This is a genomic window from Serratia sp. CY83965 (genome assembly GCF_052166375.1).
In the GTDB taxonomy this organism is placed as follows: Bacteria; Pseudomonadota; Gammaproteobacteria; order Enterobacterales; family Enterobacteriaceae; genus Serratia; species Serratia marcescens.
This window is the reverse complement of sequence record NZ_JBJNOV010000001.1, coordinates 334,551-350,146: the sequence shown is the minus strand read 5'-3', so window position 1 is coordinate 350,146 and position 15,596 is coordinate 334,551. Positions and strand designations below refer to the sequence as shown.

General features: G+C 61.6%; 13 protein-coding genes. 8 read left to right on the top strand and 5 right to left on the bottom strand.

Annotation, left to right across the window (positions count from 1 at the left end):
• Positions 1 to 11: 11 nt before the first annotated feature.
• The 4 genes from kdpB (at position 12) to kdpE (ending at position 6,145) form a co-directional block, all read left to right on the top strand.
• On the top strand, positions 12 to 2,081 hold the full coding sequence (gene kdpB, locus ACJ8PL_RS01730) for a potassium-transporting ATPase subunit KdpB (RefSeq protein ID WP_161544482.1): 2,070 nt from the start codon (positions 12 to 14) through the stop codon (positions 2,079 to 2,081).
• Between the two features lie 18 nt (positions 2,082 to 2,099).
• A complete protein-coding gene (kdpC, locus tag ACJ8PL_RS01725) occupies positions 2,100 to 2,669 on the top strand; it encodes a potassium-transporting ATPase subunit KdpC (protein WP_049300339.1) in 570 nt (189 codons plus the stop codon).
• 73 nt (positions 2,670 to 2,742) lie between these two features.
• Positions 2,743 to 5,439: a two-component system sensor histidine kinase KdpD gene (gene kdpD, locus ACJ8PL_RS01720; RefSeq protein ID WP_049300333.1), complete on the top strand. Its 2,697-nt coding sequence runs from the start codon at positions 2,743 to 2,745 to the stop codon at positions 5,437 to 5,439.
• A gap of 16 nt (positions 5,440 to 5,455) precedes the next feature.
• Positions 5,456 to 6,145 (top strand): two-component system response regulator KdpE, encoded by a 690-nt coding sequence (gene kdpE / locus ACJ8PL_RS01715; RefSeq protein WP_016928747.1) that lies wholly within the window; start codon positions 5,456 to 5,458, stop codon positions 6,143 to 6,145.
• A 27-nt stretch (positions 6,146 to 6,172) separates the two neighbouring features.
• On the opposite strand, the gene ACJ8PL_RS01710 is transcribed toward kdpE, so the two are convergent.
• The 4 genes from ACJ8PL_RS01710 to seqA all read right to left on the bottom strand — a co-directional run bounded on the left by ACJ8PL_RS01710 (position 6,173) and on the right by seqA (position 9,568).
• The gene (locus ACJ8PL_RS01710; RefSeq protein WP_004939927.1) at positions 6,173 to 6,472 is read right to left on the bottom strand and encodes a DUF3861 domain-containing protein; all 300 of its coding nucleotides are present in this window, start codon (positions 6,470 to 6,472) and stop codon (positions 6,173 to 6,175) included.
• Positions 6,472 to 7,113: a PadR family transcriptional regulator gene (locus tag ACJ8PL_RS01705; RefSeq protein ID WP_097102610.1), complete on the bottom strand. Its 642-nt coding sequence runs from the start codon at positions 7,111 to 7,113 to the stop codon at positions 6,472 to 6,474. The genes ACJ8PL_RS01710 and ACJ8PL_RS01705 overlap by 1 nt, the downstream gene beginning before the upstream one ends.
• A 191-nt stretch (positions 7,114 to 7,304) precedes the next feature.
• Entirely contained in the window at positions 7,305 to 8,948 is a 1,644-nt protein-coding gene (pgm, locus tag ACJ8PL_RS01700; protein WP_016928750.1) for a phosphoglucomutase (alpha-D-glucose-1,6-bisphosphate-dependent), read from the bottom strand.
• A gap of 77 nt (positions 8,949 to 9,025) precedes the next feature.
• Positions 9,026 to 9,568, bottom strand: coding sequence for a replication initiation negative regulator SeqA (seqA, locus tag ACJ8PL_RS01695; protein ID WP_442530762.1), 543 nt, complete (start codon positions 9,566 to 9,568; stop codon positions 9,026 to 9,028).
• 224 nt (positions 9,569 to 9,792) lie between these two features.
• Here seqA and ybfF point away from each other — a divergent pair, with 224 nt between their 5' ends.
• The 4 genes from ybfF to fur all read left to right on the top strand — a co-directional run bounded on the left by ybfF (position 9,793) and on the right by fur (position 12,681).
• Positions 9,793 to 10,566: an esterase gene (gene ybfF, locus ACJ8PL_RS01690; protein ID WP_016928752.1), complete on the top strand. Its 774-nt coding sequence runs from the start codon at positions 9,793 to 9,795 to the stop codon at positions 10,564 to 10,566.
• Positions 10,567 to 10,822: 256 nt separating this feature from the next.
• Positions 10,823 to 11,110: a LexA regulated protein gene (gene ybfE / locus ACJ8PL_RS01685; protein ID WP_004939936.1), complete on the top strand. Its 288-nt coding sequence runs from the start codon at positions 10,823 to 10,825 to the stop codon at positions 11,108 to 11,110.
• 255 nt (positions 11,111 to 11,365) lie between these two features.
• Positions 11,366 to 11,905 carry a flavodoxin FldA gene (gene fldA, locus ACJ8PL_RS01680; RefSeq protein WP_004939938.1) on the top strand — a complete coding sequence of 180 codons (540 nt, stop codon included), beginning with the start codon at positions 11,366 to 11,368 and terminating at the stop codon, positions 11,903 to 11,905.
• A 329-nt stretch (positions 11,906 to 12,234) separates the two neighbouring features.
• The gene (gene fur / locus ACJ8PL_RS01675; RefSeq protein ID WP_004939939.1) at positions 12,235 to 12,681 is read left to right on the top strand and encodes a ferric iron uptake transcriptional regulator; all 447 of its coding nucleotides are present in this window, start codon (positions 12,235 to 12,237) and stop codon (positions 12,679 to 12,681) included.
• Positions 12,682 to 12,932: 251 nt separating this feature from the next.
• Here the strand turns inward: fur and ACJ8PL_RS01670 are convergent, their stop codons facing one another.
• On the bottom strand, positions 12,933 to 15,590 hold the full coding sequence (locus ACJ8PL_RS01670; RefSeq protein ID WP_115435698.1) for a beta-N-acetylhexosaminidase: 2,658 nt from the start codon (positions 15,588 to 15,590) through the stop codon (positions 12,933 to 12,935).
• Positions 15,591 to 15,596 lie beyond the last annotated feature (6 nt).

Here is a 15,596-nt window from a genome sequence, read left to right as displayed (position 1 = left end):
GAGAATAAGAGATGACTCGCAAACAACGCGCGCTATTTGAACCGGCCCTGGTGCGCACCGCGCTGATCGATGCGGTGAAAAAACTGGACCCTCGCGTTCAATGGCGCAACCCGGTGATGTTCGTGGTGTATATCGGCAGCCTGCTGACCACCGCCATCTGGCTGGCGATCCTCGCCGGCCAAACCGACGGCGCCGCCGCCTTTACCGGCAGCGTCGCCCTGTGGCTGTGGTTCACCGTGCTGTTCGCCAACTTCGCCGAGGCGCTGGCCGAAGGGCGCAGCAAGGCCCAGGCGGAAAGCCTGAGGGGCACCAAGAAAACCAGCTGGGCGAAAAAGCTGGCCGGCCCGCGCCGCGACGGCGCCACGGAGAAAGTGGCCGCCGAAAGCCTGCGCAAAGGCGATATCGTGCTGGTGGAAGCCGGCGACACCATCCCGTGCGACGGCGAGGTGCTGGAAGGCGGCGCTTCGGTGGATGAAAGCGCCATCACCGGCGAATCCGCCCCGGTGATCCGCGAATCCGGCGGCGACTTCTCCTCGGTCACCGGCGGCACCCGCGTGCTGTCTGACTGGCTGGTGGTGCAGTGCAGCGTCAACCCGGGGGAAACCTTCCTCGATCGCATGATCGCCATGGTGGAAGGCGCCAAGCGCCGCAAAACGCCGAACGAGATCGCGCTGACCATCCTGCTGGTGGCGCTGACCATCGTGTTCGTGTTGGCCACCGCCACCCTGTTCCCGTTCTCGCAATACAGCGTCGAGGCGGCCGGCAGCGGCAGCGTGGTCACCATCACCGTGCTGGTCGCATTGCTGGTTTGCCTGATCCCCACCACCATCGGCGGCCTGCTGTCCGCCATCGGCGTGGCCGGGATGAGCCGCATGCTCGGCGCCAACGTGATCGCCACCAGCGGCCGCGCGGTGGAAGCCGCCGGCGACGTGGACGTGCTGCTGCTGGATAAAACCGGCACCATCACGCTGGGCAACCGCCAGGCGTCGGAGTTCCTGCCGGCGCCGGGCGTGAAAGAGCAAGAGCTGGCGGACGCCGCGCAGCTGGCCTCGCTGGCGGACGAAACGCCGGAAGGCCGCAGCATCGTGGTGTTGGCCAAACAGCGCTTTAACCTGCGCGAGCGCGATCTGCAGGCGCTGAACGCCACCTTCGTGCCCTTCTCCGCCCAGACCCGCATGAGCGGCGTCAACGTGCAGGAACGCATGATCCGCAAAGGCGCAGTGGATGCCATTCGCCGTCACGTCGAATCCAATCAGGGCCACTTCCCGCGGGCGGTGGACGACCTGGTGGAAAGCGTGGCGCGCACCGGCGGCACGCCGCTGGTGGTGGCGGAAGGCGCCCGGGTGCTGGGCGTGGTGGCGCTGAAGGATATCGTCAAAGGCGGCATCAAAGAGCGCTTCAATGAGCTGCGCAAGATGGGCATCAAAACGGTGATGATCACCGGCGATAACCCACTGACCGCGGCGGCGATCGCCGCCGAAGCCGGAGTGGACGACTTCCTGTCGGAAGCCACGCCGGAAGCCAAGCTGGCGCTGATCCGCCAGTATCAGGCGGAAGGCCGTCTGGTGGCGATGACCGGCGACGGCACCAACGACGCCCCGGCGCTGGCGCAGGCCGATGTGGCGGTGGCGATGAACTCCGGCACCCAGGCCGCCAAAGAGGCGGGCAACATGGTCGATCTGGATTCCAACCCGACCAAGCTGATCGAAGTGGTGCATATCGGCAAACAGATGCTGATGACGCGCGGCTCGCTGACCACCTTCAGCATCGCCAACGACGTGGCCAAATACTTCGCCATCATTCCGGCGGCGTTCGCGGCCACCTATCCGCAGCTGAACGCGCTGAACGTGATGCATCTGCATTCCCCGGCCTCCGCCATCATGTCGGCGGTGATCTTCAACGCCCTGGTGATCGTGTTCCTGATCCCGCTGGCGCTGAAAGGGGTGAGCTACAAACCGATGAGCGCCGCGGCCCTGCTGCGCCGCAACCTGTGGCTGTACGGAGTCGGCGGCCTGCTGGTGCCGTTCGTCGGCATCAAACTGATCGACCTGATCCTGGTCGCGCTGCACGTCGCCGGTTAACCATTGAGGGAAATGAACATGACGTATTTACGACCTGCGCTGGTGATGGTGATCCTGCTGACACTGATCACCGGCATCGCCTATCCGCTGCTGACCACCGGGCTGGCGCAGCTGCTGTTTTCGGGCTCGGCTAACGGTTCGCTGCTGTACCAGGGCGACAAGGCGGTCGGCTCCGCGCTGATCGGCCAAAACTTCACGCGCGCCGACTATTTCTGGGGCCGCCCGTCGGCCACCGGCGATTCGGCCTATAATCCACTGGCCTCCGCCGGCAGCAACCTGGCGGCCACCAACCCGGCGCTGGATAAGGCTATCGCCGAGCGCGCAGCGCAGCTGCGCCAGGCCAATCCTGCGATGCGCGGCCCGATCCCGGTGGATCTGCTGACCGCCTCCGGCAGCGGGCTGGATCCGCAGATCTCGATCGCCGCGGCGCGGTATCAGCTGGCGCGGGTCGCGGCGGCGCGTCATCTGCCGCCGGAACAGATCGCCAAACTGATCGAAGACAACACCGATCGGGCCACGCCCAACTTCATGGGCGAATCGGTGGTGAACGTGTTGAAGCTGAACCTGGCGCTGGATGCGTTGAAGTAACGCGCCGTATTCAGCATAGTGATAGGGTTCGGCGTGCCGAACCCCTTTTTGCTTGGTAACACAAGGAATTGCCATGGTCGAAGAAGAACAGCAGCGTCCCGATCCCGATAGCCTGCTGGCGCTGGCCAATGAAAAACCGCGCGGCCGGTTGAAGGTATTCTTCGGCGCCTGCGCCGGCGTGGGCAAAACCTACGCCATGCTGCAGGAAGCCCAGCGCTTGCGCGCTCAGGGGCTGGATGTGCTGGTCGGCGTGGTGGAAACCCACGGCCGCAACGAGACCGCCGCCCTGCTCGACGGCCTGGCGCTGCTGCCGCAAAAACGCATCCAGCACCGCGGGCGACTGGTGCATGAATTCGATCTCGACGCCGCGCTGGCGCGCCACCCGGCGCTGATCCTGATGGACGAACTGGCGCACAGCAACGCCCACGGTTCGCGCCACCCCAAACGCTGGCAGGATGTGGAAGAGCTGCTGGACGCCGGCATCGACGTGCTGACGACCGTCAACGTGCAACATCTGGAAAGTCTGAACGACGTGGTGGGCGGCGTGACCGGCGTGCGGGTGCGCGAAACGGTGCCCGACCACGTGTTTGACGAGGCCAGCGAAGTGGTGCTGGTCGATCTGCCGCCGGACGATCTGCGCCGACGGCTGCACGAAGGCAAAGTGTATATTCCCGGCCAGGCCGAGCGCGCCATCGAGCATTTTTTCCGTAAAGGCAACCTGATCGCTCTGCGCGAGTTGGCGCTGCGCCGCACCGCCGATCGGGTCGATGATCAGATGCGCGAGTTTCGCGACACCCAGGGGCGCGAGAAAGTGTGGCACACCCGCGACAGCATTCTGCTGTGCGTCGGCCACAGCAGTGGCAACGAAAAGCTGGTGCGCATCGCCGCCCGGCTGGCGGCGCGGCTTGGCTGCCATTGGCATGCAGTCTACGTGGAAACCCCCAAGCTGCACCGGCTGCCGGAAAACCAGCGCCGCGCCATTCTGCGCGCGCTGCGGCTGGCGCAGGAGCTGGGCGCCGAAACCGCCACCCTGGCCGATCCGTCCGAAGAGCGCGCGGTGCTGCGCTACGCCCGCGAGCATAACCTCGGCAAAATCATCATCGGCCGCCGCAGCGAGCAGCGCTGGAAACTGCGCGGCAGCTTCGCCGATCGCCTCGGCCGGCTGGGCCCGGATCTCGATCTGGTGATCGTGGCGCTGGACAGCGACGCCGCGCAGCCCCCGCCGGGCAAGGAGCACGACGGCCGCAGCTTCAATGAGAAATGGCGCATGCAACTGCGCGGCTGCGCGGTGGCGATAGCGCTGTGTGCGCTGATTACCCTGCTCTCGCAGTGGCTGCTGCCGGGCTTCGATCAGGCCAACCTGGTGATGGTCTACCTGCTCGGCGTGGCGATCGTCGCGCTGTTCTTCGGCCGCTGGCCGTCGGTGCTGGCGGCGGTGATCAACGTCGCCAGCTTCGATCTGTTCTTCGTCCAGCCCGAATGGTCGTTCGCCGTCAGCGATATGCAGTATCTGCTGACCTTCGGCGTGATGCTCGCCGTCGGCATCATCATCGGCAATCTGACCGCCGGGGTGCGTTATCAGGCCCGGGTGGCGCGCTATCGCGAGCAGCGGGCGCGCCATCTGTACGAAATGTCGCGCGGGCTGAGCCGCGCGCTGACCGTGGCCGACATCGCCAACACCAGCCGTCATTTCCTCTCCAGCAGCTTCCAGGCGAAAACCGTGCTGCTGCTGCCGCAGGAAGACGGCCGGCTGCAGCAAATGATCGGCGAGGAAGGCGGACTGCTGTCGGTAGACGAAGCCATCGCGCGCTGGAGTTTCGACAAAGGCTTGCCGGCCGGCGCGGGTACCGACACCCTGCCCGGCGTGCCTTACCAACTGCTGCCGCTCAATACCCCCAAACAGACCTTCGGCCTGTTGGCGATCGAACCCAACAACCTGCGCCAGCTGATGGTGCCGGAACAACAGCGGCTGCTGCAAACCTTCGCAGTGCTGATCGCCAGCGCGCTGGAACGGCTGCACCTGGCGCGCAGCGCCGAAGAAGCCAAGCTGGACGCCGAACGCGAACAGCTGCGCAACTCGCTGCTGGCGGCGCTGTCGCACGATCTGCGCACCCCGCTGACCGTGTTGTTCGGCCAGGCGGAAATTCTCACGCTGGACCTGGCGGCCGAAGGCTCCAATCACGCCACCCAGGCCAGCCAGATCCGCCAGCAGGTGCTGAGCACCACCCGGCTGGTGAACAACCTGCTGGATATGGCGCGCATCCAGTCCGGCGGTTTCAGCCTGCGTAAAGAGTGGCAGTCGCTGGAAGAGATCGTCGGCGCCTCGCTGCACATGCTGGAGCCGCTGCTCAGCCAGCATCCGATCGAGGTCGAGCTGCCGCCGGAACAGATCCTGGTCAACTGCGACGGCAGCCTGCTGGAACGGGTGTTCACCAACCTGTTGGAAAACGCCAATAAATACGCCGGCGCCGAGGCCACCATCGGCATTCGCGCCCGCACGCTGCCCGAGTGGCTGGAAGTCGAGGTCTGGGATAACGGCCCCGGCATCCCCGCCGATCAGCTGCAGCTGATTTTCGACAAGTTTTCACGCGGCAATAAAGAGTCGGCGATCCCCGGCGTAGGCTTGGGGTTAGCGATTTGTCGTGCCATTATTGAAGTGCATGACGGCCGCATCTGGGCGGAAAACGGCGCCAACGGCGGCGCCAGCTTCCGCTTCGTGCTGCCGCTGGAAAAACCGCCCGAGATCGACGGCGACGCCTTCGATCTGTAATCAACGCAGGGGAAACGTGAGCATAACGCCAACCAACATTCTGATTGTTGAAGATGAAAAAGAAATCCGCCGCTTCGTGCGCACCGCGCTGGAGAGCGAAGGCCTGCGGGTGTTTGAAAGTGAAACGCTGCAGCGCGGGCTGATTGAGGCCGGCACGCGCAAACCGGATCTGATCATCCTGGATTTGGGGTTGCCGGATGGCGACGGGCTGAGCTACATCCGCGATCTGCGGCAGTGGAGCGCCATTCCGGTGATCGTACTGTCGGCGCGCAACGCCGAAGAGGACAAAATCGCCGCGCTGGACGCCGGCGCCGACGACTATCTCAGCAAACCGTTCGGCATCGGTGAGCTGTTGGCGCGGGTGCGGGTCGCGCTGCGCCGCCACTCCGCCAACCAACAGGAAAGCCCGCTGGTGAGCTTTTCGGCGATCACCGTCGATCTGGTGAATCGCCGGGTGCTGCGCAACGACGAAGATCTGCACCTGACGCCGATAGAATTTCGCCTGTTGGCGGAGCTGCTGGCCAACGCCGGCAAGGTGATTACCCAACGCCAGCTGTTGAGCCACGTCTGGGGGCCGAACTACGTGGAACACAGCCACTACCTGCGCATCTACATGGGCCATTTGCGGCAGAAGCTCGAAGCCGATCCGGCCCGGCCCAAACACCTGCTGACCGAAACCGGCGTCGGCTACCGTTTCATGCCTTAACCCCGGCGAGCGCGGTGTGCCGCGCCTTTACGCCGCCGGGCCTTTCTTCAATCCGACCATAAATTCCTTAAACGCCTCGCGCAGCGGAGCGAACACCGGGTGTTTGCGGTTTTCGATCATCACTTCGGAGAACAGTTTCAACCCCACGGCGAAGGCCGCGCTCTGCTCGGGGCCGAAGTTCAGATCGTCACGCGCCCGAATGCGCTCGACGATCTCGAGAATATCGTCATGATTGGTCACCTCAAAACTCAGCGGTGCCTTCTCGACGGGGTTGCCCTGGCGGTCGCTCAGGGCTTCAACGGTAATGTTAAAACGGTGGCCGGGCATCAGTTATCCTCCTGCTGCGTGGGTTGAATGTGCATTTCACTTTCGATCGCCGCCACGGCGGTCAGCAACGCGGCGTTGATGCGCTCCACCTGCTGCGGCGTGAGATCGGCGCGCATCACGTTGCCGCGCAGCAGGCTGCGCAGACGGTTCATGGCGTCGTAAATGCCTTCCGCCAGGTTGCCGTGCCGATGATGCTCGCGGCCGGCGCCCGCCAGACGCGCCAGAATGATGTCAACCACCTGTTGATGCTTTTGCAGCTCGCCCTCACCCGCCGTGGTGATGCGGTAGCTTTTTCGGCCGTTGCCGGTGGTGAGCGGTTCGAGAAAATCCTGTTCTTCCAGCAGCGTCAGCGTGGGGTAAATCACCCCCGGGCTCGGCACATACAGGCCGGAAGAGGCTTCCTCGATCGCCTTGATCAATTCGTATCCGTGGCTGGGCTTGCGCGCCACCAGCGCCAGCAACACCAGGCGCAGATCGCCGTGTTCGAACAGACGATGACGCCCGCCCCGGCCGCCGCGCCCACCTCGGCCGTGCTCTTCGCCTTCGCCGCCGAAGTGATGACGCCCGCCGCGATGACGGCGCCCCTCTTCGCACGCATGAGGGTGGTGGTGATGCCGGTGTAAACCTAATCGATGAAACATAGGGTGATACCTCGCTTTAACAGTGAACATCAATACGAGGTTGTTTAGATATATCTAAACAGCGTCGATAACGCTAATCTAGATCGATATATCTAAATGCGCAAGCGCGTGCCGTGAAAAAGATATATCTAAATTGCAGGCATAAAAAAAGCGCTGTAAAAACAGCGCTTTTTATCCATCAAGAAAAGCGATTACTTGGCGGAAGCCAGCACTTCGCTGACGATCTCGACCGCTTCGTGCTCAATCTTCTCGCGGTGTTCCGCCCCGAGGAAGCTCTCGCAGTAGATCTTGTAAGCCTCTTCGGTGCCGGAAGGACGGGCCGCGAACCAGCCGTTGTCGGTCATGACTTTCAGGCCGCCGATCGACGCGCCGTTGCCCGGCGCCGCAGTCAGACGTGCGGTGATCGGATCCCCGCCCAGCGTACTGGCCTTGACCATCTCCGGCGACAGCTTGGACAGCGCCGCTTTCTGCGCATGGGTTGCCGGCGCCTGGATACGGTTGTAGCTCGGCGCGCCGAAGCGCTTGGCCAGATCGTCATAATGATGCTGCGGGTTCTCACCGGTTACCGCGGTGATTTCAGCCGCCAGCAGGCACATGATGATGCCGTCTTTGTCGGTCGACCACGGCTGGCCGTTGAAACGCAGGAACGAGGCCCCGGCGCTCTCTTCACCGCCGAAGCCCAGGCTGCCGTCGAACAGGCCGTCCACGAACCATTTGAAACCGACCGGCACTTCCACCAGCTTGCGACCCAGGTCAGCCACCACGCGGTCGATCATCGCGCTAGACACCAGCGTTTTACCTACCGCCACATCGGCGCCCCACTGCGGGCGATGTTGGAACAGGTAGTTGATGGCTACCGCCAGATAGTGGTTCGGGTTCATCAGGCCTTTCGGCGTGACGATGCCGTGGCGGTCATAATCCGGATCGTTGGCGAACGCCAGATCGAATTTGTCGCGCAGCGCCAGCAGGCCGGCCATCGCCGACTCGGACGAGCAATCCATGCGGATGATGCCGTCGTGGTCCAGGTGCATGAAGCGGAAGGTCTGATCGATGGAGTCGTTCACCAGCGTCAGATCCAGCTTGTAGTGTTCCGCTACCCGCTGCCAATAGGCGATGCCGGAGCCGCCGAGCGGATCCACGCCCAGCTTCAGGCCGGCGCGTTGAATGGCCGGCATGTCGACCACGTCAACCAGCCCTTCGACATAAGGCTGCACCAAATCTTTGGCGTGCAGGTGGCCGCTGTTCCAGGCCTTGTCCAGCGACTGGCGCTGAACGCCTTTCAGCTGCTGCGCCAGCAGTTCGTTGGCGCGCTTTTCGATCACCGACGTCAGGTTGGTGTCAGCCGGGCCGCCGTTCGGCGGGTTGTATTTGATGCCGCCGTCTTCCGGCGGGTTGTGGGACGGCGTAATGACGATGCCGTCAGCCTGCGCGCCGCCGCGGCGGTTGTGGCACAGAATGGCGTGCGATACCGCCGGCGTTGGCGTGAAGCCGTTGTTTTCCTGCACGATCACATCGACGCCGTTGGCGGTCAGCACTTCCAGCACGGAAATAAAGGCCGGCTCGGACAGCGCATGGGTGTCTTTGCCCACGTAGCACGGGCCGGTGGTGCCCTGCTGATGACGAACTTCGGCGATCGCCTGAGCGATGGCGAGGATGTGCGCCTCATTGAAGCTGTGGCGCTGCGCGCTGCCGCGGTGGCCGGAAGTGCCAAACTTCACCGCATGTGCGGCATTGCCGGCTTCCGGTTGCAGCACATAGTACTGCGACGTCAGCTGGGCTACGTTGATCAGATCGCTTTGACGGGCGGGCTGCCCGGCACGTGGATTATTCGCCATCGACATATCTCCCTCATCCCTGTCGGTGACCGGGCAAATACGTCGCGCACGGCCATCATGACGGGCTGTTCGCTAAATTAGACGGTACCGCAAACTTTCTCGATCAGTTCCGCCGGGAACTGCATCGCCTGCATGATGTGTTCGATCATGCTGCGCTTGCGGCCGGTATTGGTATTGGTGATCACCCAGTAAGGGGTGCCCGGCACATGCTTCGGCTTGGTGTGCGTGCCGTTGGCCAGCAGGGTCTGCTGATCGCCGGCGAAATAGGTGCGGGTGCGGCCGGTCAACGCCTCGGTGGCGGCGGCGAAACCGGCGGCATCGAGGGTGTACAGCGTGGACAGCACCAGCATGAAACGGTTGACCGCTTTGTTCTGCTCGGCGTATTCATCCGACAGCAGCAGTTCACGCACGGCGCGTACGCGATCGCGCGGGCGCTGAACCGGCGCCGCTTTTTCCAGTTCGACGGACGACGACGCACTGGCGGCAGGCAACACGCGCACCGGCTGACCGGCGGTGAATTTCAACATGCGGCGTAAAATATCGGACGCGCTTTCACCGATGTGTTGCGTGTGGCTGGCAATATAACGGTAAAGCTCTTCGTCGACTTCAATAGTTTTCATCTTTATCCAATACTGTTTTTTCTACTTAGAACCTGAAGCCAGATCCTGCATTCAAGCCATGGGATTATAAGGTTAAAAGCGCTGGGGCGAACACAACAATGTGCCTCCGGACGGCAAATGCAGACTAATACCTATAGCCGGCACTGCCAAGCCCGCGCCGCGAAAATTCCGCATGATTCATCGTGCGATTCAATCATGATACCCTAATCTGAATCTCTCTCAGTATGAACTTCGCCATGAAATTACATTATCAACTGCTGGCCGCCGAGTCAGACGCGCTGCCGGTGCTGCTGATCCACGGCCTGTTCGGCAATCTCGACAACCTGGGCGTGCTGGCGCGCGATCTCCATAAACAGCACAGTGTGATCAAGGTCGATCTGCGCAACCATGGCCTCTCCCCGCGCGCCGACGACATGAACTACCCCGCCATGGCGCAGGATCTGCTGGCGCTGCTCGACGAACTGCAGCTGGAGAAAGCGATCGTCATCGGCCACTCGATGGGCGGCAAAGCGGCGATGGCGCTGACCGCCATCGCGCCCGAGCGCATCGCCAAGCTGATCGTCATCGACGTCGCGCCGGTGGATTACCAGACCCGACGTCATGACGAGATCTTCACCGCGCTGAAGGCCGTCAGCGCCGCCGGCATCACCCAGCGCCAGGCGGCCGCCCAGTTGATGCGCGACTACCTGCAGGAAGAAGGCGTGATCCAGTTCCTGCTGAAGTCCTTCCATAACGGTGAATGGCGCTTCAACCTGCCGGTGCTGATCGAACGCTACGAAGACATCACCGGCTGGCAGGAAGTCCCGGCCTGGCCACACCCGACCCTGTTCATTCGCGGCGGCCTGTCGCCGTACGTGCAGGACAGCTACCGTGCAGACATCGCCCGCCAGTTCCCGCAGGCCCGCGCGCACGTCGTCGCCGGCACCGGCCATTGGGTGCACGCCGAAAAACCGGAAGCGGTGCTGCGCGCCATCCACCGTTTCCTCGGCGAAGCCTGAAAAATACGTTAATCTGGCGAAAAAACGCGCTAAAGATAACGGCTTAGCGCGTTTAGCCCGCAGTTAGGCATTGTCGCCGCTCCATCTGCTGGGGTAATATGGCGCGCTATAATTTTGCCGCCGCGCCAGCGCGTTCGCGAACGCCGGTTCGGGGGTAAATTTGGGTTAGGGTTTATTGGCCCGAAGTGTGTTAATCGATGCCTCCGGAAGCGTGCGAGCGCTTTTTGATGCAAACTCCCTTGCAGTACCGCTACCTATGGCAAAAGAACAAACGGATCGCACGACGCTGGATCTGTTCGCAGATGAACGCCGTCCGGGGCGCCCGAAAACCAACCCGCTTTCCCGCGATGAACAGCTTAGAATCAATAAGCGCAATCAGTTACGGCGCGATAAAGTGCGCGGATTGCGGCGCGTAGAGCTGAAAATCAACGCGGATGCGGTGGACGCCCTGAACAAACTGGCGGAACAGCGCAACATCAGCCGCAGCGAACTCATCGAGCAGATGCTGTTGGCGCAACTGGCGGAAGAACAGCCGGAACATTGATCTCTTCGGCCGCACGCGCGGCGCGGCGTTAAGGACAACGCCGGATCGACCACGCTTTTCTTCATCCTTCGGCATCGCATAAATGCGATAAAACCCCGGCGCCACTTTCTGGCATGATACGCATTTACCGGTAAGAGACTGCGCCTGTCGGCGCCCGCCACCGTGGCGAAAGGCTCTTGTCATGGCATCATTTTAATCGGCGGCAGTGCCGGCGCCGAGTAATGCAATTAATTGAATTTAAAGGTTATACGCGATATGGCTACTGTAGGCATTTTCTTTGGCAGCGACACTGGCAATACCGAAAACATTGCCAAAATGATCCAGAAAATTCTTCAGAAACAGTTTGGCGACGATGTCTCAGAAGTGCATGACATCGCCAAAAGCAGCAAAGAAGACCTGGAAGGGTTCGATATCCTGCTGCTGGGTATCCCGACCTGGTACTACGGTGAAGCGCAGTGTGACTGGGATGATTTCTTCCCGACGCTGGAAGAAGTCGATTTCAACGGCAAACTGGTGGCGCTGTTCGGCTGCGGCGACCAGGAAGACTACGCGGAATATTTCTGTGACGCGATGGGCACCATCCGCGACATCATCGAACCGCGCGGCGCGGCCATCGTGGGCCACTGGCCGACCAAAGGCTACCACTTCGAAGCATCCAAAGGCCTGGCGGACGACAACCACTTCATCGGTCTGGCGATCGACGAAGACCGTCAGCCGGAGCTGACCAATGAGCGCGTGGACGCCTGGGTCAAACAGATCGTCGAAGAGCTGAGCCTGGCCGATATCGTCGGCTAAACGCCGGTACTGGCGAAAGGTTGAACAAAGGCCCTGTAAAGTGCATAGTGTGCCGACAGGGCCGTCATCGGCAACAGGGATTGCTGCGATAGAAGCTACAGATTTGTAACTTCCCACCCCGTCACGGTAGACTGAGATATCGGTTTATCCCATCCATCAAGGCGTTGCATGCAAAACATGCAATAGTGCAATTATATCTTTGTTAACAACCGGCGGTTTCCATTTAGTACAACCGGTTCTATAATGAGACGCATTAACTCTTTGTGCCGACCGATGCCACAGGCGAGTACGCCTCAACTTGATTAGCATAGTAACAGGACTGAATTCGCATGACCGACAACAACATCGCATTGAAGAAGGCCGGCTTAAAAGTCACGCTTCCGCGACTCAAAATCCTGGAAGTACTGCAAAATCCGGAATGCCATCACGTCAGTGCGGAAGATTTGTACAAAAAACTGATTGATATGGGCGAAGAGATCGGCCTGGCGACGGTTTATCGCGTACTGAACCAGTTTGACGATGCGGGCATTGTGACACGTCACAATTTCGAAGGCGGCAAGTCCGTGTTCGAGCTGACCCAACAACATCACCACGATCACCTGATTTGCCTGGACTGCGGCAAAGTGATCGAATTCAGTGATGAATCCATCGAAGTGCGCCAGCGTGATATCGCCAAGCAGCACGGCATCAAGCTCACCAACCACAGTCTGTACCTGTACGGCCACTGTGAAACCGGTGACTGCCGCGAAGACGAATCGCTGCACGACAAGAAATAAGCCTGACCGGCTATGAAAAACCGCCTCACATTGGGGCGGTTTTTTTATGCCCGCCATACAACGGGCAAAAAAATCCCCGGACAAGCCGGGGGAAGATCATGTCATGAAATACTACCATTGCAGCGGCACTGCGACTCCACGTACTGCTCTCACTTCAACATCCGCCCCACGCCGGCACGCGCGGGGGCGAACGCATTCCCCCTTCATTATGATGCGGCCCGCCGCCAGAACCACGGGCCCCGGAGCCAGACCTAGACCTTCTCGGCGCGGCTGTAGCGTTTACCGTCCGGGCTGACCGAACGCACCTGCACTTCACCGGAGACCGCCGGCTTGGCCTTGGCGTCATAGCGCTGCCACTGCTTGCCGCCGTCGGTGGAATACTCGATGCCCAATCCCGGCAGCGCGATATTCGCTTCCAGCTTGCCGCCCGCCACGCGGGCGCCCGGCACCGGCAGACGATAAGCGACGCCGCCTTTGTCCAGCTTGGCCAGTTCACGTTGGCCCAGGATATTGGCGAAGCGCAGCCAGTCTTTCTCCAGCGCCTGGGTATCGACAAAGTGGGTTTCCCCGCCTTTGTATTCGCGGCCGGCGCGATAGTCCTGCTCCCAACCGGCGCGGTGCCAGGCGCGTTCCGCCACCGAAAGCGCGCGCGGGAAGATCATGTATTCCATCTGCGGATCGGTGCGCTGGGTTTCGCTCCACAGCTGAGCGGACAGACCGTAGGCGCCCGGCCACGGCTTGTCGCTTTTGGCGTTGAAGTGGTTGCCGTCGCGGTCGACCGAGGTTTCCGCGTTCTGCGGCATGTTGTCCGGCGCGAAGCTGAACACCTTGCGCTCGTCGCTGAAGCGGGTGCCCCAGTAGTAACCGCGCTCGTCCGGATTCACCTCGTAAGGGAAGTCCATGTAGACGTAGTCCGGGTTGGAAACCACCACTTCATACCCTTTATTGGCCCAGTCGTTAACGCTGTCGAAACCGCCCCAATACAGGGTGTCCCAGAAGTTGACGCCCACGCGCGAGGTGGCGAACGCCTTCGAACTTTCGGCGTCTTTCAGGCCGTCTTGCCAGGCCTGCATTCTGTCGATGCCGTGCGCCTTCACCAGCTTGCTGACCTCCTGGCCGAAGTAGCTCGGCAGGTGCTCCATGTCGGCTACTTTGCCCTCTTTGATCATCGTCTGGCACACCTGCGACTTGGCCCACGGCTTGTCTTCATTACTCTGGTCAATGATGCCTTTACCCGGTTCCGGTTTCGCCTTGTCGGTATAGCCGGCGCCCAGGCGGATGTTTTTCGCCTCATCGCCGCCAAAGTGCCAGGTCTTGATCGGCTGCCCGGCTTCTTTATGCATCTGGGCAATCTCGCCGATCACCTTGTCGACAAAGCGCTGGGAGGAATCCAGGCACGGGTTCAGGTAGCTCTGGCGGTTAAAGAACTGCACGGAGGTGGTGTTGGAGGTATCGGTCGGATCCACCAGACGGAATTCGTTGGCCTCCTGCTCTTTGCCGGCGGCATGCAGCTTTTTATAGCGCGCTTCCATCGAAACCACCGCGGCGCGGGCGTGCGCCGGCATGTCGATCTCCGGGATCACCTCAATCTGGCGCGCCTGGGCGTATTTGATGATGTCGATATAGTCCTGACGGCTGAAGAAGCCGCCGTAGACGTCCGGTCCCTGGCCGTACTGCGGCAGCAGGCAGGTGGTTTCGCTCAGATCGTGGCAGCGCTGGCCGCCGACTTCCGTCAACTCAGGCAAGCCGGGGATCTCGATGCGCCAGCCTTCGTCATCGCTCAGGTGGAAGTGGAATTTATTGAGCTTGTAAGCCGCCATCTGATCCAGCAGACGCAGCACCGCGTCCTTCTTATGGAAGTTGCGCGCCACGTCGAGGAAAATGCCGCGATACGGGAAGCGCGGCGCATCGCTGGCGTCCAGCGTGGCGATCTTGCCGCTGCCGTCGCTCGGCACTAACGACAGGATCGACTGCAGCCCGTAGAACACCCCGGCCTGATCGAAGCCGATCACTCGCGCCTCTTTCTTGCCGATTTTCAGCTCATAGGCGCCCGATACCGCCATCGCGCCTTTAAACTTGCCCGGCTGGATATCGGTCTTGATCGGATAACCGTTGGTCTGAACCGGCACGCCCAGCAGCGCGAAACGCTGGCTAACGACGTCCGCCGCCGGCTTGACCAGCGTGCTCAGATCCAGCGCCACCCCTTTGCGCAGGTCGGCGTCCTGTGCGTGGACCTTCACCTGCATCGGCGTCGGCACGATCTGGCCGCGCAGCGCGCCGGCGGGCAGCGTCTGCAGATCGGCATTGCTGACAAAGCGCGAAGCCGGCGTCATCAGAATGTTTTTGTCGTCCTTGGTGCGCTTCCACTGGTCGCCGGTGAACGGCGCCACAAACTGATCCAGGTTTTCGGTGTCGGTATTCGCCAGCATTTTCGGCTTGGCGTCGCCGGAGGTGGCATACCAACGCGGCAGAAAGTCGTTTCTGAACAGCTGCCAGTATTCGGCGACCACCGGGATTTCCACCGCCTTACCGGCCGGGAAACCGCTGAATTTGGCGGTCGGCTCCAGCTTGTACAGATCGCCGGTCAGATGCGCGATCTTGAACTGGTCGTTGTCCACCCGCAAGGTCTGCCGCGGGCTGTGGAAATAGATGACCCAGTCTTTGCCGTCGATCGCCTGGCCGTCGTTGCTGAGGGTGAACAACACCCGGTTGCAAGAAGCCCAGTCAGCGCCCAGCGCCGCGCAATCCACGCCGTTTTCGCCGGCGCGGTTATCCAGCATTTTCACGTTCAGCTTCAGCTGGCTCAGTTGATCCACCAGCTGTTGATCGGCCATGGCGCTCCCCATACCGCCCAGGAATCCCATCGTTGCCGTCAAGGCGGCAAGCGCGCTCAGTTTGAATGCGTTCATCTTCTC